General features: G+C 69.7%; 16 protein-coding genes and 2 pseudogenes. 12 read left to right on the top strand and 6 right to left on the bottom strand.

Annotated features, from left to right (window positions below; translation table 11 throughout):
- Positions 1 to 78 precede the first annotated feature (78 nt).
- The 4 genes from ACTMTF_RS06390 to ACTMTF_RS06375 all read left to right on the top strand — a co-directional run bounded on the left by ACTMTF_RS06390 (position 79) and on the right by ACTMTF_RS06375 (position 4,612).
- Complete coding sequence (locus ACTMTF_RS06390; protein ID WP_441109661.1) at positions 79 to 1,002, top strand: ABC transporter ATP-binding protein; 924 nt, start codon at positions 79 to 81, stop codon at positions 1,000 to 1,002.
- A complete protein-coding gene (locus ACTMTF_RS06385) occupies positions 999 to 2,591 on the top strand; it encodes an ABC transporter permease (protein ID WP_441109660.1) in 1,593 nt (530 codons plus the stop codon). Before ACTMTF_RS06390 ends, ACTMTF_RS06385 begins: the two co-directional genes overlap by 4 nt.
- Positions 2,592 to 2,665: 74 nt before the next feature.
- Complete coding sequence (locus ACTMTF_RS06380) at positions 2,666 to 3,238, top strand: TetR/AcrR family transcriptional regulator (RefSeq protein ID WP_441109659.1); 573 nt, start codon at positions 2,666 to 2,668, stop codon at positions 3,236 to 3,238.
- A gap of 168 nt (positions 3,239 to 3,406) precedes the next feature.
- Positions 3,407 to 4,612, top strand: a complete 1,206-nt coding sequence (locus tag ACTMTF_RS06375) for a Cmx/CmrA family chloramphenicol efflux MFS transporter (protein ID WP_441109658.1) — start codon at positions 3,407 to 3,409, stop codon at positions 4,610 to 4,612.
- On the opposite strand, the gene ACTMTF_RS06370 is transcribed toward ACTMTF_RS06375, so the two are convergent.
- Positions 4,573 to 5,247, bottom strand: a complete 675-nt coding sequence (locus tag ACTMTF_RS06370) for a class I SAM-dependent methyltransferase (protein ID WP_396999280.1) — start codon at positions 5,245 to 5,247, stop codon at positions 4,573 to 4,575. The two genes, ACTMTF_RS06375 and ACTMTF_RS06370, sit on opposite strands and share 40 nt — an antisense overlap.
- A 211-nt stretch (positions 5,248 to 5,458) precedes the next feature.
- On the opposite strand from ACTMTF_RS06370, the pseudogene tnpA reads away from it, so the two are divergent.
- Positions 5,459 to 5,763 (top strand): annotated as a pseudogene (gene tnpA / locus ACTMTF_RS06365) (IS200/IS605 family transposase); the annotation flags it as partial.
- Positions 5,654 to 6,574 carry an RNA-guided endonuclease InsQ/TnpB family protein gene (locus ACTMTF_RS06360; RefSeq protein WP_441109831.1) on the top strand — a complete coding sequence of 307 codons (921 nt, stop codon included), beginning with the start codon at positions 5,654 to 5,656 and terminating at the stop codon, positions 6,572 to 6,574. The pseudogene tnpA and the gene ACTMTF_RS06360, both read left to right, overlap by 110 nt.
- Positions 6,575 to 6,662: 88 nt before the next feature.
- On the opposite strand, the gene ACTMTF_RS06355 is transcribed toward ACTMTF_RS06360, so the two are convergent.
- The 3 genes and pseudogenes from ACTMTF_RS06355 to ACTMTF_RS06345 all read right to left on the bottom strand — a co-directional run.
- Positions 6,663 to 7,304 (bottom strand): hypothetical protein, encoded by a 642-nt coding sequence (locus tag ACTMTF_RS06355; RefSeq protein ID WP_441109657.1) that lies wholly within the window; start codon positions 7,302 to 7,304, stop codon positions 6,663 to 6,665.
- A gap of 157 nt (positions 7,305 to 7,461) precedes the next feature.
- Positions 7,462 to 7,560: a MerR family DNA-binding transcriptional regulator gene (locus ACTMTF_RS06350; RefSeq protein WP_441109834.1), complete on the bottom strand. Its 99-nt coding sequence runs from the start codon at positions 7,558 to 7,560 to the stop codon at positions 7,462 to 7,464.
- Positions 7,554 to 7,670, bottom strand: a pseudogene (locus ACTMTF_RS06345) (Tn3 family transposase); the annotation flags it as partial. The gene ACTMTF_RS06350 and the pseudogene ACTMTF_RS06345, both read right to left, overlap by 7 nt.
- On the opposite strand from ACTMTF_RS06345, the gene ACTMTF_RS06340 reads away from it, so the two are divergent.
- Positions 7,623 to 7,772 (top strand): hypothetical protein, encoded by a 150-nt coding sequence (locus ACTMTF_RS06340; RefSeq protein WP_441109833.1) that lies wholly within the window; start codon positions 7,623 to 7,625, stop codon positions 7,770 to 7,772. The pseudogene ACTMTF_RS06345 and the gene ACTMTF_RS06340 sit on opposite strands and share 48 nt — an antisense overlap.
- Before the next feature lie 210 nt (positions 7,773 to 7,982).
- The gene (locus ACTMTF_RS06335; protein ID WP_441109656.1) at positions 7,983 to 8,543 is read left to right on the top strand and encodes a hypothetical protein; all 561 of its coding nucleotides are present in this window, start codon (positions 7,983 to 7,985) and stop codon (positions 8,541 to 8,543) included.
- Between the two features lie 91 nt (positions 8,544 to 8,634).
- On the opposite strand, the gene ACTMTF_RS06330 is transcribed toward ACTMTF_RS06335, so the two are convergent.
- Entirely contained in the window at positions 8,635 to 9,135 is a 501-nt protein-coding gene (locus tag ACTMTF_RS06330) for an AAA family ATPase (protein WP_441109655.1), read from the bottom strand.
- 1,068 nt (positions 9,136 to 10,203) lie between these two features.
- Between ACTMTF_RS06330 and ACTMTF_RS06325 the strand changes: the two genes are divergently transcribed.
- The 3 genes from ACTMTF_RS06325 to ACTMTF_RS06315 all read left to right on the top strand — a co-directional run bounded on the left by ACTMTF_RS06325 (position 10,204) and on the right by ACTMTF_RS06315 (position 12,025).
- Positions 10,204 to 10,443: a hypothetical protein gene (locus tag ACTMTF_RS06325; protein ID WP_441109654.1), complete on the top strand. Its 240-nt coding sequence runs from the start codon at positions 10,204 to 10,206 to the stop codon at positions 10,441 to 10,443.
- A 791-nt stretch (positions 10,444 to 11,234) separates the two neighbouring features.
- Positions 11,235 to 11,426, top strand: coding sequence for a hypothetical protein (locus ACTMTF_RS06320; protein WP_441109653.1), 192 nt, complete (start codon positions 11,235 to 11,237; stop codon positions 11,424 to 11,426).
- A complete protein-coding gene (locus ACTMTF_RS06315) occupies positions 11,426 to 12,025 on the top strand; it encodes a hypothetical protein (protein WP_441109652.1) in 600 nt (199 codons plus the stop codon). The genes ACTMTF_RS06320 and ACTMTF_RS06315 overlap by 1 nt, the downstream gene beginning before the upstream one ends.
- A 289-nt stretch (positions 12,026 to 12,314) precedes the next feature.
- Here the strand turns inward: ACTMTF_RS06315 and ACTMTF_RS06310 are convergent, their stop codons facing one another.
- Positions 12,315 to 12,491 carry a hypothetical protein gene (locus tag ACTMTF_RS06310; protein WP_441109651.1) on the bottom strand — a complete coding sequence of 59 codons (177 nt, stop codon included), beginning with the start codon at positions 12,489 to 12,491 and terminating at the stop codon, positions 12,315 to 12,317.
- 463 nt (positions 12,492 to 12,954) lie between these two features.
- Here ACTMTF_RS06310 and ACTMTF_RS06305 point away from each other — a divergent pair, with 463 nt between their 5' ends.
- Complete coding sequence (locus ACTMTF_RS06305) at positions 12,955 to 13,887, top strand: PLP-dependent cysteine synthase family protein (RefSeq protein WP_441109650.1); 933 nt, start codon at positions 12,955 to 12,957, stop codon at positions 13,885 to 13,887.
- The last annotated feature ends 36 nt before the right edge of the window (positions 13,888 to 13,923 follow it).

Raw genomic sequence — 13,923 nt, 5'->3', positions numbered from 1 at the left:
TGCGCGTTCGTCTCTGCCCAAGGCTACAGCTTTTCCGATACTTCACGAATTTCGTGAAATTCATGTACATTGCACATCATGTCACAAGTAATCTCCGTATCCGGCCTGGTCAAGACCTTCGGCCGGACACGGGCACTCGACGGGCTGGACCTGACGGTCCGGGCCGGCGAGGTGCACGGGTTCCTCGGTCCCAACGGGGCCGGCAAGTCCACCGCCGTCCGGATCCTGCTCGGCCTGCTGCGTCAGGACTCCGGCACGGCCCGGCTGCTGGACGGCGATCCATGGCGCGAGGCGACCACACTGCATCGCCGGCTGGCGTACGTGCCCGGCGACGTGACCCTGTGGCCGACGCTGTCCGGCGGCGAGACGATCGACCTGCTCGGCCGGACGCGCGGCGGGCTCTCCCCCCGGCGCCGGGCCGAGCTGCTCGACCGGTTCGAGCTCGATCCGCGCAAGAAGGGGCGCGCGTACTCCAAGGGCAACCGGCAGAAGGTGGCCCTGATCGCGGCGCTGGCCTCGGATGCCGAGCTGCTCATCCTGGACGAGCCCACCTCCGGCCTCGACCCGCTGATGGAGACGGTCTTCCAGGAGAGCATCCAGGAAGAGCGGCGCAAGGGACGCACGGTGCTGCTGTCCAGCCACATCCTGGGCGAGGTCGAGGCGCTGTGCGACAGGGTGAGCATCATCCGGCGCGGCCGCACGGTGGAGACGGGCACACTCGCCGAACTGCGCCACCTCACCCGCACGTCGATCACGGCCGAGCTCGACGGCCCCGTCCCCTCGCTCGCCGGCGCGGCGGGCGTGCACGACGTGTGGACGCAGGGCGACCGGCTGCGCTGCCAGGTCGACGGCGGCGCGCTGGACGCGCTGCTGGCCGAGCTCGTGAAGGTCGGCGTGCGGAGCCTGGTCAGCCGGCCGCCGACGCTGGAGGAGATGTTCCTGCGCCACTACGAGGACGCTCCGGCGGGCGCGACCGCGGAGCACGTGGCGGTACGGCGATGAGCACCCTCACCGGCACCGGCGGCCTGATCCGGCTCATCCTGCGGCGCGACCGGGTCCGGGCGCCGGCCTGGTTCGGGCTGGTGGCGCTGCTCGTGATCGGGGTCGCGAGCTCGGTGGCCGGCGCCTATCCCACCGAGGAGGCGCGTCAGGTCTTCCTCCAGACGACCAACGGCGACCCGACCCAGCTCATGATGATCGGCCCGATCTACGACCCGTCCGCCGGAGGGTTCGCCGCGTGGCGCGTCCGCGGGCAGGCCGCCTTGCTCATCGCGCTGGCGAGCCTGTTCCTGGTGATCCGCGCCACCCGCGCGGAGGAGGAGGCCGGCCGTGCCGAACTGCTGGGCTCGACCGTGGTCGGCCGGCACGCGGCGCTGACGGCCGCGCTGACCGTGGCGTTCGCCGCCAACCTGGTCACCGCCCTGGTCGTGGCACTCGGGCTGATGAGCCAGGGCCTGCCCGCGCGAGGCTCCCTGGTGATGGGGCTGTCGGTCGCCGCCGCCGGCTGGGTCTTCGCCGCGCTCGCGGGCCTGACGGCCCAGCTGACCGACACCTCCCGCACCGCCACCGGCATCGCCGTCACGGCGATGGGCGTCCTGTACGCGGTGCGCGCGGTCGCGGACGTCGGCGGGAGCACCTGGGTGTCCTGGCTGTCACCGTTCGGCTGGACCCAGCGGATGCGGCCCTTCGCCGGTGACCACACGTGGCCGCTCCTGCCCGTCGTCGGCCTGGTCCTGCTGCTGGTGGCCGTCGCGTACCGGATCTCCGCACGCCGGGACCTGGGCGCCGGGGTCCTCCCTCCCCGGCTCGGCCCCGCCCACGCCACGCCGGGCCTGCGCACCTCGCTCGCCCTGGCCTGGCGGCTGCAGCGGGGCACGCTGCTCGCCTGGGCCGTCGCGTTCACCGCTTTCGGCGCCGGCCTGGGAGGCGTGGCGCGGAGCGCCGCCGAACAGCTGAACGCCAGCGAGGCTCTCCGAGGGCTGATCGAGCGGATGGGCGGCGGTGGCCGTCCCGCCGACGGCTTCTTCGCCTTCGCCATCTACCTGATGAGCCAGGTCATCACGGTCTACGCGATTCAGGCGACCCTGCGGTTGCGGGCCGAGGAGACCTCCGGTCGCGCCGAAACGGTCCTGGCCGGGCCCGTCGGCAGACTGCGCTGGGCGGGCGGTCACCTGGCCCTCGTCGCCGCTGGGTCGGGGATCGTGCTCGCCGGGCTCGGCCTCGGGATGGGCTTGGTCCACGGGCTCTCCACGGGGGATCCGGGCGGCGAGGTCACGCGGCTGCTGGGCGCGAGCCTGACGCGGCTGCCTTCGGTCCTGGTGCTGGCCGCCGTCGCGGCGCTGGCGTACGGCCTGCTGCCACGGCTCGCCGCGATCATCGCCTACACCGCGCTGGGCGGGTGCCTCGCGCTCGAGTTCGCGGTCGAACTACTGCGCGTCGACCCGTCGGTGCTGCGGGTGTCGCCGTTCGCGCAGACCCCTGGTCTGCCGGTCGCCGAGTTCACGGTGACGCCGCTGGTCCTGCTGGCCGCCGTCGCCACCGGGCTCACCGCTGCGGGACTGGCCGCACTCCGCCGTCGCGACCTCGGCTGACCCGCGACCATCGCGTTACGGCCCTCCGGGACAATATTGGACTGGTCGTTTCAAAACGTGTTACGGTACCGGGCATGGCGCGACCGAGGAAGTTCGAGGAGGAACGGGCGGTAGAGGCGGCCATGCGCGCGTTCTGGGACGCGGGCTACGAGGCCACCTCGACACAGGACCTGTGCGAGGCCACCGGACTGGGCCGCAGCAGCATCTACAACACCTTCACCAGCAAGCGCGACCTGTACGACAGGGCGCTGCGCCACTACATGACGCGGAAGAACGCCAGCCTGTTCGAGCTGCTGGAGCGGGACCTGCCGATCCGGGAGAAGGTACGCGTCCTGCTGTGGCAGATCGTGGACGGCGACGACGACGAGCCGACCGGCTGCTTCGTGGTCAACAGCATGGTGGAGCTGGCTCCGCACGATCCGGAGGTCGCCGCACGCCTCCAGCGCGACCAGGAGCGCCGCCTGGAGGCACTGCGGGCGGCGATCGGCCTGGCCCGCCACCGAGGGGAGCTCGGCCAGGACACGGACCCCGCCGCCCTGGCGCACTTCCTCGTCGCGACGGTCAGCGGGATGCGCGTCGTGGCGCGCGGCGGCGCCGACCGCTCCGCGCTGGAGGCGATCGCCACCACGGCACTCACCGCCTTCTGACGCGGACTACGGCTTTCGCGGCCCTTCACACCGGCACCGGGTTTCTCGCACGGGCGCCGCTTCTGCTTGCTCCCCACCTCGGCACCGGGTTGTGCCGGCCCTCCACACCGGCTCCCGGTTCTTCGCCGTCTTCATTATGTACCGATCTATCTAAAACTTGGAGTTCTGATGCCACTGGCCGTCTACATCCTGGGCTTGGCGATCTTCGCCCAGGGGACCTCCGAACTCATGCTCGCCGGACTGCTTCCCGAGATGGCCGCCGACCTCGGCGTGTCCGTGCCCGACGCGGGGCTGCTGATCTCCGCGTTCGCCCTCGGGATGCTGGTGGGCGCGCCGGTGCTGGCCGTGGTCACGTTGCGCTGGCCGCGCCGTACGACATTGCTGGCGTTCATGGCGGTGTTCGCCGTCACGCACGTGATCGGCGCGCTGACTCCCGACTACGGGACGCTGCTGGCCACGCGCGTGGCCGGCGCGTTCGTGTACGCGGGGTTCTGGGCGGTGGCGACGGTCACCGCGATCGGTCTCGTTCCGGCGGACGCCCGCGGCCGGGCAATGAGCGTCGTGACGGGCGGGCTCACCGTGGCCACCACGCTCGGGCTGCCCGCGGGCACGCTGCTCGGGCAGGCCCTGGACTGGCGGGCCGCGTTCTGGGCGGTGGCGGGACTGTCCGCGCTCGCCGCCGTCGGCGTGCTGGCCACCGTCCCCGGCGGCCGTCCCGCACAGCGCGTCTCCTCCCTGCGCGACGAGCTGCGCGCCATGGCCGCTCCCCGGCTCTGGCTCGCCTACGGCACCACCGCGCTGTCCACGGCGGCGATGCTGGTCACCTTCAGCTATCTGAGCGCGATGCTGGTCGACGCCACGGGGCTCGCGCCCGCATGGGTGCCCGGCGTCCTGGCGCTGTACGGCGCGGGCTCGCTGATCGGCATCACCATCGGCGGGCGCACCGCCGACGCCCGCCCCTTCGGCTCCCTGTACGCCGGCCTGGCGGGGGTGACGGTGATCTCGGGGGCGCTGGCCATGACCGCGGGCGTCCCGTGGCTGGCCGTACCGCTGATCTTCCTGCTGGGCGCGTTCGGGTTCGGCATCAACCCCGCGCTGAACACCCGGGTGTTCACGCTGGCCCAGGACGCACCGACGTTCGCCGCCTCGGTCAATGTCTCGGCCTTCAACGTCGGCATCACCGTCGGCCCCTGGCTGGGCGGGCTGGCGATCGGCGCCGGCCACGGCTACCCGCCGGTCGCCTGGATCGGTGCCGGGCTCGGCGTGGCGGCGCTGGGGACGGTCGTGCTGGCCTCGGCCCTGCGCCGGCGGGCCCTCGCCGCACCTCCGCCGGCTCAGCCGGTCGCCGAACCCGCCGCCTGGCCGGGAGCCTGATAGACCGAGACGGCGAACGGCCGGTGCGCCGAGGTCTCCACGAACTCGCTCACCCGCGACACCCTCGCACTGGCGTCGACGAAGCGGTGCAGCCGCCTGGCCTCCGGCCAGGGATGCACCAGCACCAGGACTCCGCCGGGGGCGAGCAGGCCGGTCAGCTGGGCACTGGCCAGGCGCAGCCGGTCACCGCGGCCGATGTAGTAGAGCGTCTCGGAGCAGAACACCAGGTCGTAGCGGTGCTCGGGGGCGAAGGTGAGCAGGTCGGCCGAGACCAGCAGCGTCCGGCCGGCGGCCTCCGCGACCCGCTCGCCGGCCCGCCGCAGTGCCCGCTCGGAGATGTCCACCGCCGTGACGTGGGCGTCCGGGTGGGCCCGGACGAGCTGCTGGGTGAAGACGCCCTCGCTGCAACCCATCTCCAGGATGCGCCGGTAGGGGTGGGCGGGGACCTGGGCGAGGGTGGCGGCGTACTTGGCCTGCTCGTAGGCGTCCGTGCCCATGTTCCACGGGTCGGGGCGGCGGTGCCACCAGTCGAAGTAGCGGCGCAGCAGGGCTCCCTGTCCCCGTGAGGAGAGCAGGGAGAGCGTCCTGAAGAAGGTGCGGTGCATCTTGTCGGCCAGCTCTTTCACGGCTGTCATGCTGCCCCTGCCGCTCGCGGGACACTGGCGCGCGCAGATTCCATCACATCCTCCTAAGGGGGCCGTCGCCTTGAGGCGACGGGGGAATCGGGAGCGGGAGGGCCGCCAAGGCCCGAGCGTGTAGTGACCTGTCTGGCCTGCGCATCAGGGTTCTCCGTTCGTCACCACAGAAGATGTGCGGCACGGTGATGATGATCGTGTGGCTCGCCAGGTGCGCACTTCCCCCGGCGCGGCGTACGACCTCGGGTACCACGTCGTGTGGTGCCCGAAGTACCGCCGGCCGGTTCCGGGCGGGCGGGTGAAGGCTCGCTTGGAGGAGTTCATCCGCGCCAAGGCCGACGAGCACGGCTGGAGGATCATGCGCTGGAGGTGCTGCCCGATCACGTGCACCTGTTCGTCAAACCGCATCCGAAGACCTCGCCGTCGTACGTGGCCAACCAGCTCAACGGCTTCACCTCCCACCACCTGCGCGCGGAGTCCCCGCACCTGCGCTCCCGGCTGCCCAAGCTGTGGTCGACACTCCCGGCCCGAGCATCCCACCGCGACGTTCGTCCGCCTTCAAGGCGTCGGGCATGTCCGAGTGCACCAGCACCGGCCGGCCAAGGGCCGCGTGAAGACGATCAGCGTCAAGCGGGAAGGACTCCGCTGGTACGTCGTGGTGTCGTGCGACGGGGTGTCCGCCGAGACACTGCCCGCGACGGGTGCAGCGGCCGGGATCGACATGGGTGTTGCCTCGCTCGTCACCACCGGCGACGGCGAACATCTTGAAAACCCGCGTCATCTGGCCGCGTCCGCTGACCGACTCGCGGCGGCCCAGCGGACCCTCGCCCGCAAGAAACGGGGATCCAAGCGCCGCCGTAAGGCCGTCGCCGGCGTCGCGGCGCTGCACGCGAAGATCCGCCGTCAGCGCTTGGACGGCGCGCACAAGGCCGCGCTCACGCTGGTCCGCGCCTACGACGTGATCGTGCACGAGGACTTGCGGATCGCGAACATGACCCGCTCGGCTTCTGGCACGATCGCGCAGCCCGGCCGGAACGTCGCACAAAAGTCCGGGTTGAACCGGAGCATCCTGGACGCGGGCTGGGGGGTGTTCCTGACGATCCTGTCGCACAAGGCTGAAAGCGCCGGTCGAGAGCTGATCGCGGTGAACCCCGCCGGCACCTCCCGCACCTGCTCGCGCTGCGGGCACTGCGCTGCGGAGAACCGCGTCACCCAAGCCGGGTTCCGATGTACGGCGTGCGGGCATACCGCGCACGCCGACGTGAACGCGGCGGTCAACATCCTCAGGGCAGGGCTTGCCCTTCGTCAGGCTGCGGAAGCGGCTTAGCGAGAAGCCGCCCCCTTCAGGGAGCGGAGGAGTCACTGTTCAATCCTGCATGACGTCGATCCAGCGCGCGCGGACCCGTTCGGCGCGTTCAGCCGAAGGTGACGCGGCCCGCGCCGGAGACCGCGCCGGTGCCGCGCATGGCACAGGCGAGCACGCTGTCGGCGGACGTGATGCCGCCGCGTGCCCGCCGGCCCGCCAGCGGGCCGCTGGTCACCGTGCCGGTCAGCAGCCCGCCGCCCGCACTGCGGTCCGCCAGGTCGCCGCCCCGGGTGCGTAGCTTGGAGCTGCCGATCGGGCGGCCCGCCGCGTTGTACCAGGTGATGGTGGCGACGCCGCGCAATCCTCGGGCTCCCGCGCAGGAGGCCTGGCCGGTGGCGCGCAGGGTGACCCAGGCGGACCGGAGCCGGGGGCGCGAGCCGTGACAGCCGCTCAGCCACAGGGCGCCGCGCACGGTGACCTGGCCCGGCATCAGCGTGAGCGCCGGCACGAACGTCGGCGGGCTGCCGGGCGGCGTGCCGACGTCGCAGGCCAGCGTGACGGCGCGGGGCGCGGCCGGGATGAAGGCCGTGGTGCGAGGCTGAGCCGGAGTAGCGGTGAGGGAGGTGGCGGTCTGCGGACGAGCGGGAACGCCGGTGAGGAAGGTGGCGGCGTGTGGCCGGGCGGGAACGGCGGTGAGGCTCAGCGCGGCCATGACCCCTGCTGCGGCAGCGCCGATCGACGTGACGTTCATGAGACCCCCGACAGTGCGTGATTCTTGCATCACATTCTGTAGCAGCCACGGGAGTGGCGGGAGGAATATGAGGGAGCTTCTGGGCAGCCCCATCCGCCACTCCAGCTCCGCCTTGTGCCGCTCCAACAGGCGCGCCGCTCCTCCCGGTGTAGCGGCGTCACCCGTTCGCCCGCCTGACCGGGGTCAGCAAACCCATCGTCTCCCAGTGGCGCAGCACGTAGGTGGCCAGGCCGAAGCGCGCCGCCAGTAGGAACACGACTTCAGTTGCGAGTAGATGCACAACCGGCCCTTGTCGACGTGCCAGTAGATCATGACGCCGTGACCGCCGTAGCGGGCGTGGAACTCGGTCATCAGATTGGAGTCCCAGGAGGCGAACCGTTTGGAGGCGTCCGCGACCTGGCCACCGGCTCCGCCCTGGACGACGCCACGCTGGCGAAGTTCCTGGACGAGAACGGCAGGCTGCTGTGAGCGGTCGGCAGACATCACGGCGCAACGGGATGGGGTGGACGCAGGCCGAGCTCGACGTCGCGGACGTGATGATCTGGCTGCGCGGCAACCACGGTCAGCTACGCCGACATCGCCGCCGGCGTCGGTATCCCCAATGGTCGCCGGCTGCGGCGCGCCGTCCGCGTCGTCCGCGTGATCGCGGCCAATCGGGGCGATCGCCTGGAAAGGTTCATGCCGTCGACCGACCCGGCCCGGCGTCGGGTCCATGTCACCCGCTACATGCGCCACGGACACGGCGATGAGTTCAGCGCCCACGACGCGATGTCCGCCGCACGAGCGGCGATGACGTCGGTCAAGGACATGCACCGCACCACCACCTTCGAGGCCGGAAACTCCCGCTCGATCGCGCACACGGAGTTCGCCACGACGGCCCAAGCCGCCGGTGAGTGCATCACGAAGGTCGCCGGCCTCGACAAGGTCGGCCCACAGGTGCCCGCAGGAGAACACGGGCCCGCTTGCCCAGATGATCGCCGGCCTCGAAGCCCGGTTCACCGAGCATGCAGCAGGCTGACCAGGACCGTTCCGGACGCACCACAACCCCAACGACCGGCCAGGGAGCCCATCATGACCACGCTCGAACGCACCCTTGCCAAGGCCCTCACGGAGATCGTCATCGTGCTTGATCTCAGCGAAGACGACGCCATCGCCGAGGCCTCGATGCGGTCGCCGGAGCCGGCGCTCGCCCTGCTGCAGGACCTGCCGGAGCAGGACCGGCAAGCCCCGCCGATCTGATCAACCAGTTCGCGCACCAAGAAACCGACCATGAGCGGCAGCTGACCGCCTGGGAAACACCCGAAACTCTGGGACTCCTATGTGAGCCTCGTCAAGGCGTGCCGGTCTTGACCTGGCCGATGAGATCCCTCAACTGACTTACAGTCTCGGTGAGCGGCTGACGTGTGTCGATTTCCATCGTTGCCGATGCGCGGAGCAGCGGCTCGACCTCGGCCGTGTCGTTGATGATCCTCTCGCGTTCGTCGAACGTCTTGCCGAACGGGTTGGTTTCACGGGTGGCGATACGCTCGAGCATCACCTCGAGAGGCGCGCTGAACAAGATGACCTGGTCGAACCTGGGATAGAACTTGCCTTGGTTCCGGGACGTTCCGGAGATGAACAGCGGCACGCCTGAGAGTTCGTGTTCGGCGATCAGCTCGGTGATGCGAGCCTCACGCCATTGCAGCTCAGTGCCGGTGCCGCCAGGAACTGGCACGTCTTCCATCCAATCGCCATAGTCGGTGTCCACAACCCGATAGCCCAGCCGCGCCAGCTCACCGAGAACCGTCGACTTCCCGGTGCCGGACATACCGGTTATGAAGATCACCGCCACGTCCGCATCATAACGGTGGCCAATCGGAGCGAGAATGCGAGCAGCCTACGTGCCTTGCGTGCCTTACAGACCTTCAAGCGGCTGACCAGCTAGAACGCTTGAATACCCCAGATAACGATCGATCCCGGCACCTCGGGGAGATCGTGCGGTAGTTGATCCGATTGCAGGGACTCGGCGAGTCGGTGCTTGTCGTCGTAGAGCCAGGCGCGCTTGAACGCCTGGGTGGTCAGTTCGCCTAGGCGGCCTGGCGCCACAGACCTGCGGGCCGTCCCGGTCCCGCGGCAGGTGGACGAGAACGGGACGGCCCTGGAGCGGCCGGCGGTGGGTAATCCACCAGACAGCTAGCGTGCTGCCCGGACCGTGGCGGTGGCAGGGTGAGTGCTGTTATCGCTCACCGAGCCGTGCGAGCCTTGTTCCTGATCATTCGTGCTCCTCTTGTGGACCTGCCCGGCGAGCTTGTCACGTCGCCCCCTGTCTGGTGGGGTCCAGCAGGGGGCGACGTCATGATCAGGTGGCACCGGGCGATGGTGAGCGATCCCGGCGCCGGCGCCCTTGGTCAGCTGGTTGAGACTTCACCGGTTGTCATCTGCGCCGTCACCGCGGTCGCCGTGGTCGTCGTTTGCGGGGGTTGCGGCGAGCGGGCCCAGGAGCTTGCCGCCCGGAGTCTGGACGCTGCTGTGAACGGTGTCGTCTCGGACATCGGCCGAGGCGGGGGTGAGTAGGCCGAGTAGGCCACCTGCCATGACAGCGATGATGACCGGACGCGCGACGTTACTCATGGCGATCCTTTCGTTACCGGTGGGGTCAGGGAGATGGTTTCGCATCACGCCCGCCACTCACAGTAGCAATAGCGCTACTTAACGCTATCGAAGAGCGGCTTGACCAGTTCGGAAGCGGTCACATGCCACCGCCCCTGGCCGGCTCTCGCCTAGTCTGCTCAGGCACGAGTAGGCCTCACTCCGCGGCCGCGCGGCAAGGCCTGGATCGGGCCCGCGCACACCGGGCAGGCGCTGGTCAGGGCAGCGGTCATGGCCTGGCCTTTCGACGGATCAAGGGGGAGCCGGGGAGTTGCGTCGTCCGGTGCCGACCGGCGCCGCCGCGACGGAACGCCTGGGGAACGCCTGGGGACGGGCTGGGCCGGCCAGGCGGTCATGGGCCGTCGGTGCGGCCGGGGCGCTCAGCCGGCATCCGCGCCAGCCAGGCCCGTTCGGCGGCCACCGCATCGTCGACTGGACCGGCCGGATCGGCCGGGGTGGTGGCGGGCCGGTCGGCGTCCTCTTCCCGAAGGCGCCTTCAGCCCCGAAGTAGGTCGATCGTTGCACGTCAGAGGCGTGTTCCGGACGGCGCAGAGGCTGGGGTTTCGGCGCGGAAGGGTGGTGCTGAGATGCGGCCGAATCCGCTCAGAGAACATAACCCCCTGAGCTGACCTGCGGCTATGCCGCCGCGGAAACCGGACAGAGTTGAAGTTCTGAGTGATCGGCGCTAGTTGGCGGTTGGGGACGCCTTCGGGAGGAGGACGCCCGATTGCGTGTACCTGGTGGCGCGAGTGTTACCGACACCCCGTCCTGCGTCGCCCACCGCAGTCACCTCCAACCGGCGCGCATGAGCCGACCGAGACTCCCGACCGGTAACCGCATAGCTTCTAGACCCGCCGAACTGCCGACCTCCAAGGTCCGGTACTTGGGTCGGGCCCGCTGTTGGCGCAGCGGGCCCCCTGCATGTCGAGGTGTTCCGTGGTCGAGGCGGATTCCCCGGACTTCATCGCAAGATCGCCCACTCACAGATTGTTGAACGATGCTTGCGTCTCCCACCATTGAACCCGGCCAGGTGGACGCGGACATAAGCCTGCGCCAGTTCCGCACGAGACCGAACGTGGCAGGAACGACATCGAGCGTTTCCGAACACCGCCGAACACCCGCGCACGCCTGCGCCCCCGCACGCGGACGAATGCACGCTCCATCCCGAAAGAGCCCTGGCGGCGTCGGTGAAAATGGAGCCAGCGCCCTTGATCCCGGCTGGTTGGCGCCGGTCCGGGATCATCGATCCTGCGGGCGTGTTCCGTGGTCGATGTCCTTTCTTGGAAAGGCAGGTAGTCCCCGATGCTCTCCATCCGGCTCCGATCCCCGCGCGCGGGGATCGGCATCCTCATCATCGTGATCATCTTCATGCTGACGCTGCTCCATCTCGGCTACCCACCCGAGACCGTGCTGCTGATCGTCGCCGGCGCCGGCGCCGTCGCGGTCAAGGCCGCCCGGCACCTGGCCCCGCCCTCCCTGGCCAGGGAGGCCTGATGGGACGGGCCCCTACCAACGTCGTCCAGGCCGCACAGCGTCTGCAGGAACTGCTCGGCCAGAACGCCCAGGTCACCGTCCAGCTCCCCCCGCATGCCGTCGGCGACAGATCGTCGTGGTTCACCTCGCCCACCGGTGCGCACACGAGCGTGACATTCTCCTCGAGCTCCCCGCCCGAGCTCACCGGCTCCCCGGCGGCCTCCGGCCCGGCCCAGGCGCCCGGTGGCGCGATCGCCGACCTGGACGGCTACGACGACCTCAAGCCGGATCCGCTCACCGCCCGCACCGCCGCCGACTTCGTGGAGCGGATGAAGGACTACCGCATCTGGGCCGGCGAGCCCAGCTACCGCGAACTGGCCCGCCGTTCCGGTAAAGCCTTCGGTGCCAGCAGTCTGTGCGAGGCGCTCAACTCCACCCGCCTGCCCGCGGAGAAACTGGTCCGTGCCTTCATCTGGGCCTGCTCGCACTCCGAGCATGACATCCAGGTATGGGTGACCGCCTGGCGGCACCTGCGTCTGCGCCACAAACGCGTCCAAGGCGAAGTCCTCGCCCCCGTCACCGAACTGTCCAGCCACGACCAGCGTCGCAAGACCGGATAGAAAACCCCGGACCTCACCCGCGGTCGGAGGGCCAGGACACCGCCCTGGCCCTCCCCTACCCGCCCTCCGCTCGGGTCGGTGCCATAGGCCGCAACATAGGGTCGTATCCCGAGGTCACGGCGTCGCACCGGTGCCTGTCTGATTTACTTACCGAATCGTTCACCGACGTTGATTCTCGACACGAGTTCTCGACGTTAATCACCTGCGACCTTGCGGTTTCCGGCGGGAGTGTCAGCAGACGGCCGTTTGCCCGACACCGACGAGCGATTACATAGAGCTACTTTGCACTTCATGGCACCGACCCGAACGCCGGGCCGACTCGGGGGCCGTCTACTGCGGCGAGCACTACCGTCAGGCCGCGCACCGCGCCCGTGACCGCGCCGCCCGCGCCATGCAGACCCTCACCCACCTGCGACGCCGCCTCACAGCCGACGTCGACCAGCTCGCTCACCTGACCGCCCAACACTCATCACCCTCCACACCACCGCGCATGGTGGTGGGCACACCGACGGCCGCCGACAGCGAGCCACACAGCGACGCAGATGGGCCACCTGGCCGATCGCACGGTGGCGGGCCCATCGAGCGGCTGGGAAGCGCAGCTCGCCGAGCTCGCCCGCCGCACCGCATCGGTGGCCATCGCCGGCGCCGCCCGCAGCCACCGCTCCACCGCTCCACCGCTCCACCGCCGCCGGCTACCGCCACGCCGCCCGCATCGCCGGCCCTCACCCCGCACCCTGACGGGCCCGCCCACGCCCGCACGCGCGGCCACGCAGGTAGGCGTGCGTCCTACTGGTCATATGGTCAAGACACACCTCATGATGGCCACACTCAGTCGAAGACCTCGGTGACCCAGACCTTGAACTGGATACGGCGTGCGATCGGCCAGACGATCGAAGCGCGGCACGGACGTCGAAAGGAACTAATGGATCATGGACAGTGACAGCAGCGTACTGACGGCGATTGGAAACACGCCGCTGGTGAGACTGCGCAGGGTCGTGCCGGCCGGATGCGCGGAGATCTTCGTCAAGGTGGAGGGCCAGAACCCGACTGGGAGCATGAAGGACCGCATGGCCCAGTCAATGATCGCGAGAGCCGAGGGCGATGGGCGGCTAAGGCCCGGTGACACCGTCGTCGAGTACACGGGGGGCAGTACCGGCGCCTCCCTCGCTCTGGTGTGCGCGGCCAAAGGCTACCGTCTGCGGATTGTCAGCTCTGATGCCTTCAGTGAGGACAAGCTGATCCAAATGGCGGCGCTCGGCGCGGAGCTCACCCTCGTGCCCAGCGAGAACGGGCTGATCACCAAGGCCCTCATCCAGGGCATGATCGAAACCGCCCGGGAGTTCAGCCGGCAACCGCGCACGTACTGGACCGATCAGCTGAACAATGCTGACAGCATCGTCGGCTACTACCCCATGGGCGAGGAGATCTGGCAGCAGACAGGGGGACGAGTCGATGCGTTCGTCCACTCGATCGGGACGACGGCCTCACTTCGCGGAGCGATGACTCCGCTCAAGCGTCACAATCCAGCGCTTCGAGTCGTCGCGGTAGAACCAGCGGAGTCCGCGGTGCTCTCCGGCGGCCAGCCCGGCGCACACCGCATCGAAGGCATCGGCATCGGCTACCTTCCGCCGATGTGGGATCCCACCCTTCCGGATGACATCGTTCCCATCTCCACCGCCGACGCCGAGGAGATGGCCAGGCGTCTGGCCCGGGAAGAGGGATTGTTCGCCGGGACGTCGTCCGGAGCGAATGTCCTCGCCGCCATCCAGCTCGGGCAGCGGCTGGGGCCGCAGGCCAGGGTCGCGACCCTGCTGGTCGACTCGGGGCTGAAGTACCTCAGCACCAAGGTGTACCAACGCTGATCGAGGCTCTTCCTGGGGTGCCAAACTGGCGACCTC

The organism is Nonomuraea sp. ZG12 (genome assembly GCF_052068115.1).
GTDB lineage: Bacteria > Actinomycetota > Actinomycetes > Streptosporangiales > Streptosporangiaceae > Nonomuraea.
The sequence above is the reverse complement of the archived record's forward strand: the minus strand, read 5'-3'. Positions and strand labels throughout refer to the sequence as shown.

Coding starts and splice junctions, on each gene's coding strand:
- ACTMTF_RS06390 (WP_441109661.1), top strand. CDS start 79: ATGTCACAAGTAATCTCCGTATCCGGCCTGGTCAAGACCTTCGGCCGG.
- ACTMTF_RS06385 (WP_441109660.1), top strand. CDS start 999: ATGAGCACCCTCACCGGCACCGGCGGCCTGATCCGGCTCATCCTGCGG.
- ACTMTF_RS06380 (WP_441109659.1), top strand. CDS start 2,666: ATGGCGCGACCGAGGAAGTTCGAGGAGGAACGGGCGGTAGAGGCGGCC.
- ACTMTF_RS06375 (WP_441109658.1), top strand. CDS start 3,407: ATGCCACTGGCCGTCTACATCCTGGGCTTGGCGATCTTCGCCCAGGGG.
- ACTMTF_RS06370 (WP_396999280.1), bottom strand. CDS start 5,247: ATGACAGCCGTGAAAGAGCTGGCCGACAAGATGCACCGCACCTTCTTC.
- ACTMTF_RS06355 (WP_441109657.1), bottom strand. CDS start 7,304: ATGAACGTCACGTCGATCGGCGCTGCCGCAGCAGGGGTCATGGCCGCG.
- ACTMTF_RS06335 (WP_441109656.1), top strand. CDS start 7,983: ATGCCGTCGACCGACCCGGCCCGGCGTCGGGTCCATGTCACCCGCTAC.
- ACTMTF_RS06320 (WP_441109653.1), top strand. CDS start 11,235: ATGCTCTCCATCCGGCTCCGATCCCCGCGCGCGGGGATCGGCATCCTC.
- ACTMTF_RS06315 (WP_441109652.1), top strand. CDS start 11,426: ATGGGACGGGCCCCTACCAACGTCGTCCAGGCCGCACAGCGTCTGCAG.
- ACTMTF_RS06305 (WP_441109650.1), top strand. CDS start 12,955: ATGGACAGTGACAGCAGCGTACTGACGGCGATTGGAAACACGCCGCTG.